6 protein-coding genes and 1 tRNA gene are annotated in these 6,607 nt (G+C 71.5%); 3 read left to right on the plus strand and 4 right to left on the minus strand.

The features are described from left to right. Positions 1 to 193 precede the first annotated feature (193 nt). The 4 genes from BBH68_RS10595 to BBH68_RS10610 form a co-directional block, all read right to left on the minus strand. Positions 194 to 904, minus strand: coding sequence for an IclR family transcriptional regulator (locus BBH68_RS10595; RefSeq protein WP_065961064.1), 711 nt, complete (start codon positions 902 to 904; stop codon positions 194 to 196). 430 nt (positions 905 to 1,334) lie between these two features. After that, a complete protein-coding gene (locus BBH68_RS10600) occupies positions 1,335 to 2,312 on the minus strand; it encodes a helix-turn-helix domain-containing protein (protein ID WP_065961065.1) in 978 nt (325 codons plus the stop codon). A gap of 1 nt (position 2,313) precedes the next feature. After that, on the minus strand, positions 2,314 to 3,030 hold the full coding sequence (locus BBH68_RS10605; protein WP_065961067.1) for a helix-turn-helix domain-containing protein: 717 nt from the start codon (positions 3,028 to 3,030) through the stop codon (positions 2,314 to 2,316). A 608-nt stretch (positions 3,031 to 3,638) separates the two neighbouring features. Continuing rightward, positions 3,639 to 3,711, minus strand: a tRNA-Thr gene (locus BBH68_RS10610). Positions 3,712 to 3,909: 198 nt separating this feature from the next. On the opposite strand from BBH68_RS10610, the gene BBH68_RS10615 reads away from it, so the two are divergent. The 3 genes from BBH68_RS10615 to BBH68_RS10625 all read left to right on the plus strand — a co-directional run bounded on the left by BBH68_RS10615 (position 3,910) and on the right by BBH68_RS10625 (position 6,584). Beyond that, the gene (locus BBH68_RS10615; protein ID WP_065961068.1) at positions 3,910 to 5,046 is read left to right on the plus strand and encodes an ABC transporter ATP-binding protein; all 1,137 of its coding nucleotides are present in this window, start codon (positions 3,910 to 3,912) and stop codon (positions 5,044 to 5,046) included. Positions 5,047 to 5,314: 268 nt separating this feature from the next. Continuing rightward, a complete protein-coding gene (locus BBH68_RS42730; RefSeq protein ID WP_065961070.1) occupies positions 5,315 to 5,734 on the plus strand; it encodes a hypothetical protein in 420 nt (139 codons plus the stop codon). Positions 5,735 to 5,789: 55 nt separating this feature from the next. After that, positions 5,790 to 6,584, plus strand: a complete 795-nt coding sequence (locus tag BBH68_RS10625; protein WP_065961073.1) for a nucleotidyltransferase family protein — start codon at positions 5,790 to 5,792, stop codon at positions 6,582 to 6,584. The last annotated feature ends 23 nt before the right edge of the window (positions 6,585 to 6,607 follow it).

Consider the following 6,607-nt stretch of genomic DNA (forward strand, 5'->3'; position numbering starts at 1 on the left):
GCCCCGCGACCGAGCCCACCACCCCCACACCGCCCCGCGACAGCCCGAGCCCACCGCCCCGCGTCGGCTCTGAGCCGACCGCCACCCGTGCCGCCCACTGCGCCACCACCTGTGCCGCCCCCCGCCCGCGGCCACGCGGCGACCCGCCCACAGCCCTCTCAGCCTGTCGGCTCCGTCAGCCCCGTCAGCCCGGTCAGCGCTGGAACCCGCTGCCGAGCCGGACCGCCGCGTCGATCACCGCGCTGCCGTAGACCCGGCCCGGGGTGCTGGACATCCGCCCCACGGGCCCGGAGATCGACAGCGCGGCCACCACCCGGCCGCCGGGGCCGCGCACCGGGGCCGCCACGGCGGCTATCCCGTGCTCCCGCCCGCCGATGCTCTGCGCCCAGCCCTGGCGCCGTACGCCGGAGAGGGTGGCGGCGGTGAACTGGGCGCCGCGCAGCCCCTCGTACAGCTCCTCGGGCCGCTCCCAGGCCAGCAGCACTTGGGAGACGGGGCCCGCGTTCATCGGCAGGGCGGCGCCGACCGGCACCCGGTCCTGCGCGACCGGGTTGCCGGCCACCGCGGACTCCGCGACGCAGATGCGCATGTAGCCGCGGCGCCGGTAGAGCCGGGCGCTGGCGCCGGTCAGGTCGCGCAGCTCGCTCAGCACGGGCTCCGCCGCCGTCGCCAGATGGTCCCGGCAGGCCTCGATGGCCATCAGCCCGAGCCTCGGCCCCAGGATGAACCGGCCCTGCGCGTCCCGGGCGAGCAGCCGCAGCCGCTCCAGGGCGAGCACCAGCCGGTGCACGGTGGGGCGCTTCAGCCCGGTCGCCGAGACCAGCCTGGCCAGGGACGCCGGGCCCGCCTCCAGGACGCCGAGCAGGAGCGAGGCCTTGTCGAGCACCCCGACCCCGCTCAGCAACGTCTCAGAGGAGGTCCGGCCTTCAGGAGACGGGCCCTGGTGAGACCGGCCCTCCGAGGACCGGTCGCGAGGGGTCCGGTCGTGAGGGGCCCGGCCTTGGGGAGACTGGCCTTGAGGGGTCCGGTCGCGAGGGGCCCGGCCTTGGGGAGACTGGCCTTGGGGAGTCCGGTCTTGCGAGGCCCTTTCCGGGGCCGCATTCCGGCGAGTCGCCTTCCGGTGACTCGTCAGCACCTTTTCGGCAGTTGAGATGGTCATAAGAGTGCCTCCTTGTCGGGCCGGTCACTCCCATGCGCCAGGACCGTCCGCAACCACGGGCTTTTGTCAGGTCAGTTCATCATGTCTAGTCGTCGGCCCGGAGCACCCGCAATGCGGCTACAGGAAGCTGCCAGCACCTCAACCGGCCACGGCCACCCCCCGCCCCGCCACCGGCTCAGCGCCGGTGGCGCGGGGGGTCCCGCGGCGGGTCCCGGGGGGCGTCGCCCGGCGGTGTGACCGGCAGTAGCCCCAGCTCAGCGGCGCGTACCCCGGCCTGGAACCGGGAACTCGCGCCCAGCAGGGCCATGATCTCGGCGACATAGCGGCGGTAGGTGCGCACCGAGACCGACAGCTCGCGCGCCGCGACCTCGTCGGTGACGCCCAGCCTGAGCCATTCCAGGATCGGCCGCACCATCTCCATCCGGGCGTGATCCCCGAAGTCGACCCTCTCGTTCACCACCACCGCGTTGCGCCAGATGCCGTCGAAGAGGGTCTGCAAGGTCTCGATGACCCCCGGGTCGCGGATGGCGGAGGCCCGCCGGCCGACCGCGGAGTCGGCGCACACCAGCGCGGCGCGCCCGTCCACGATGAACGCGGCGAGGAGCGGAATCCGGGCGACCCGGACCTCCAGCGGCCGTCCGTCCCGGGCGTGCCGCCGCACGAAATTCCAGTCGAGTGTGTTCTGCGCGCACAGGACACGCGTTCTCACGTCCTCGCCCCCGGAACGGAGCCATTCGCTCAGTACGGAATGCAGGGCGACGACGTGCGCGGCCTCGGCCGCGAGCACCACGTCGACATTCTCCTCGGCCTCCCGGATCAGCTCTTCGGCCGCTGTTCGAATTTCCTCCTCGTCCGTTTCGACCGCCGCGACCCAGGAGTTCCCCAGCGGTCGCCCGGGCTCCTGGCCGGCGGCGGATTCGGCGGAGGCGGAATCACCGGCTCTGGATTCGGCGGCCGTCGATTCAGCTGTCGTCGATTCCGCGGCCGTCGATTCAGCTGCCGTCGATTCGACCGCCGACGATTCAGCTGCCGTCGATTCGGCTGCCGCGGAAACGGCCGTGGATTCTATGAGCGCGCGGACCGCCAGGAGTTCCCGGGCGATGGCCTGGTCGGCCCGCTCGTTTTCGGCGTCGCCCTCCTCGTGCCCGGTCACGTCAGTCGACGTCCGACAACAGCCCCAGTTCGACGGCGCGCACCCCGGCCTGGAAGCGGGAGTGGGCCCCGACGTCACGCATGATCGCCGCGACATGGCGGCGGTACGTGCGCAGCGAGACCCTGATCTGGCGCGCCGCCACGTCGTCCGTGTGACCCTCGCGCAGCCGCTCCAGGATCATCCGTACGGACTCCGAGCGCAGCCGCTCGGCCAGGCGCTGGTGTTCCTCCAGGGGCATCGCGCTGCCCCAGGCCCCGGCGAACATCAGGTCCAGCGCGCGGACGGAGGCCGGGTCGGTGTTGAAGGTCGCGTAACGGCCGCCCCGCTCGCCGCCCGACCGGCCGAAGGCGGCCCTGCCGTCGGCGATCACGGTCCCCTGCAGATCGACGTCCGCGACCCGCACCTCGTAGCCCAGCGGGCCGCGCCGCGCGGCGGCGAGGATGCCGAGCGGGGCCAGGACCTGCGGGGCGCAGAGCACGCGCACGGTGACCCCGGTGCCCGCGACGGCGGTGAACCGGCCCATCAGCGGCAGGATCGGTTTGGCCCGCTCGAAGGTGCCGGGCACGATCAGACTGACGCTGTGCCGGGCGCGCGTCAGGAGCTGCCCGATGGCCTGTCTGACCGCGGGGCCGTCGGTGGCCAGCACCATCGGCGGGCACTGCGCCGGGACGCCGAGTACGGGCGCCGGCTCTTCCTTCGTACTGGACAGTTCAGCCATGACTCCCCCATGCGGCACGCGACCCGTCGTCGCATACCCGTCGGTTGCTGCCGACCGTCCCAGGTCCCCGAGAACGGCCGCGATGACGGTCGGCGGCCGCCCGTAATTGAACCCGCAATGAAACGGCCGCCGATCAGAATCACGAACTTCGGCACCACGAACTTCCGCGCACCGTTACCACCGGTTTCCTGACGCGCGAGTAGCCACTTCTTCCGCACACCAAGAAGCCCTCGTCCAGTGGGTGGATTGTGCTCGGAAAGGCCGTACAAGCCCCTGCGGCGCGAGGTTAGTTCGCCCTCAGCAAGCCAGTCAACGCACTACAGTTGGTAAAGATCAAGCAAAATGGGCCCCTCTTGGGCCGCTTCTGCTTAACGCCACCACGCGACACCCGTGGGATTGTCAACAAGCTGCACACCGACCCGGAAACTCACCCCCCAGCGAGCCCGGTTCGAACGCGCAGCGCACCCGGAAGGCAACGGTGGGCAATCACCCGGAGGTGGCGCTGGCAATTTGTTGACAGCCGCGGCGGGCACCGGGCGTACGGGGGCGTGTACGAAGCGAGACGAACGGCCCTCCGTGATTCGCCACGAAGGGCCGCTGCGCCGCGGAGCCGACTGTCGGGCTCGAACCGACGACCTTCGCTTTACAAGAGCGGTGCTCTACCAGCTGAGCTAAGTCGGCGCGTCCCCAGCAGTGTACCCACGCCGCGGGGGTGATCCGTTCGAAATTCTCCGCTCGCCCAAAGTTTGGTCCGCTCAGGTAGAGACAGGGAGCCCCACCCCCAGGTAAGTTCGCGGCCAGCCCACGTTAGTGGACTAGACCCCTGCCTTTTACTCGGATCGTCCGGCACGTTCCTGCCGGTGAAGGGACCAGATCAGCATGGCCACGGTCACGTACGACAAGGCGACCCGGATCTACCCGGGCACCGAAAAGCCCGCCGTCGACCAGCTCGACATCGCCATCGAGGACGGCGAGTTCCTCGTCCTCGTCGGCCCCTCCGGCTGCGGCAAGTCCACCTCCCTGCGGATGCTCGCCGGCCTCGAGGACGTCAACGGCGGCGCGATCCGCATCGGCGACCGCGATGTCACCCACCTCCCGCCCAAGGACCGGGACATCGCGATGGTGTTCCAGAACTACGCGCTGTACCCGCACATGACCGTGGCGCAGAACATGGGCTTCGCCCTGAAGATCGCCGGCGTCAACAAGACCGAGATCCGGCAGAAGGTCGAAGAGGCCGCCAAGATCCTGGACCTCACCGAGTACCTGGACCGCAAGCCCAAGGCGCTCTCCGGTGGTCAGCGGCAGCGTGTCGCGATGGGCCGCGCGATCGTGCGTGAGCCGCAGGTCTTCCTCATGGACGAGCCGCTGTCCAACCTGGACGCCAAGCTCCGTGTGCAGACCCGCACCCAGATCGCCAGCCTCCAGCGCCGGCTGGGCATCACCACCGTGTACGTCACCCACGACCAGGTCGAGGCCATGACCATGGGCGACCGGGTGGCCGTGCTCAAGGACGGGCTGCTCCAGCAGGTCGACTCGCCGCGCAACATGTACGACAAGCCGGCCAACCTCTTCGTCGCGGGCTTCATCGGCTCCCCGGCGATGAACCTGATCGAGGTGCCGATCACCGACGGCGGAGTGAAGTTCGGCAACAGCGTCGTCCCGGTCAGCCGCGAGGCGCTCAGCGCGGCGGCGGACAGGGGCGACCGCACGGTCACCGTCGGCGTCCGCCCCGAGCACTTCGACGTCGTCGAGGAGGGCGGCGCCGCCGCCAAGACCCTGGCCAAGGAGAGCAAGGACGCCCCGGCCGGCCTCGCCGTCTCCGTGAACGTCGTCGAGGAGACCGGCGCCGACGGCTACGTCTACGGCACCGTCGAGGTCGGCGGCGAGACGAAGGACCTCGTGGTCCGCGTCAACAGCCGCTCCGTCCCGGAGAAGGGCGCCACGCTCCACGTCGTCCCGCGCCCGGGCGAGACCCACGTCTTCTCGACGTCCTCCGGCGAGCGCCTGAGCGACTGACCGAGACGCCCCTACGGCGCCGCCCCTCCGTCACAGACGGAGGGGCGGCGCCGTCTGTTTCCCTGTCGACAAATACCCCGGCAGACAAATTCCCCATCAAAAACAGACATTTCACCCAACTCGTCAATGCACACCCCGCCCCCTCGGGCTCCGGATCCCCCGAAACGGTGACTAAATGTCGCCAAATCATCGCTCCTCGCTACGATCACCGCGTACCGCAGTCCCCTACCGACCGTCGAGCACGGCCACGAACCGCGAGGAACGTCCCTTGAACACCGCAGCACGCCGCATCGGCAGAACTCTCGCCCTCGTCCTCCCCGTCGTCCTCGTCCTCTCCGGAACACTCGCCGTCACCCGCGTCCCGTGGGCCTCCCCGACGTCCGAGTCCCAGATCCTCACCGCCTCCTCCGACAAGGCCTCCACCCGCGCCGCCCACCGCGCCCCGCACGAGGCCCTGCGCGACCGGCTGCTCGCCGAACTCCAGGAGAAGGACCCGGGCGTGGCCCTCACCCACCTCCAGGTCGCCACCTCCGAGCGGCCCTCGCTGGCCAGGCACTGCGCCTCCATCGCCCGCGCGCTCGGCCGCGCCGCGGTCGCCAAGTACGGCGGGGCGGACCGTGCCCAGGCCTACTCCCGCCCGGTCTGCGACACCTCCTTCGCGACCGGCGTTGCCCAGAGCCGCGGCTGACCGCGGCTGACCGCGGCTCGCGCCCCCCACCACGGCACCGCATATCGTGCGGCCCATGACAGATGACGCCCGCACCGCGGCACGGCACCCGCTGCCCGCCCGCCCCACCCAAGCCGTCGTCCTGGCCGGAGGCCAGGGTTCGCGGCTGCGCCCGTACACCGACGACCGCCCCAAGCCCATGGTCGAGATCCCCGGCACCGGCACCCCGATCATCGGCCACCAGCTGGCCTGGCTGGCTGCCGAGGGCGTCACCGACGCCGTCGTCTCCTGCGGGCACCTCGCGGCGGTGCTCCAGGACTGGCTGGAGTCGGCGGACCTCCCGCTGCGGGTGACCACGGTCGTCGAGAAGGAGCCGCTCGGCCGCGGCGGCGGCCTCAAGTTCGCCGCCGCGCAGCTCCCCCACCCCGACCGCTCCTGGTACGCGACCAACGGCGACATCTGGACCCGCTTCTCGCTCCGCGACATGGCCGACTTCCACCGCGAGCGGGACGCGGTCGCCACCCTCGCCCTGGCCCGCCCGCGCATCCCCTGGGGCGCGGTGGAGACCGACGAGTTCGGCCACGTCCTCGACTTCATCGAGGCCCCGCCGTCGCCCTACCTCATCAACGCCGGCGTCTACGTCTTCTCCGCCGACTTCACCGCGCTCCTCCCCGACCGCGGCGACCACGAGCGCACCACCTTCCCCCGCCTGGCCCGCGAGCGCCGCCTGGCCGGGTTCCCCCTCCCCCACGGCGCGTACTGGCGCGCCATCGACACGGCCAAGGACCTCACCGAAGCGGCCAAGGAACTCTCCGCCGGCCCGCCCCCGCCCGGCCCCCTGGGCCACGCCCCCGCCGCCCAGCGCGTCTGAACGGACTCCCCACCGCCCGGCGC

Source organism: Streptomyces sparsogenes, from assembly GCF_001704635.1.
Lineage (GTDB): Bacteria > Actinomycetota > Actinomycetes > Streptomycetales > Streptomycetaceae > Streptomyces > Streptomyces sparsogenes.

Coding starts and splice junctions, on each gene's coding strand:
- BBH68_RS10605 (WP_065961067.1), bottom strand. CDS start 3,030: ATGGCTGAACTGTCCAGTACGAAGGAAGAGCCGGCGCCCGTACTCGGC.
- BBH68_RS10615 (WP_065961068.1), top strand. CDS start 3,910: ATGGCCACGGTCACGTACGACAAGGCGACCCGGATCTACCCGGGCACC.
- BBH68_RS10625 (WP_065961073.1), top strand. CDS start 5,790: ATGACAGATGACGCCCGCACCGCGGCACGGCACCCGCTGCCCGCCCGC.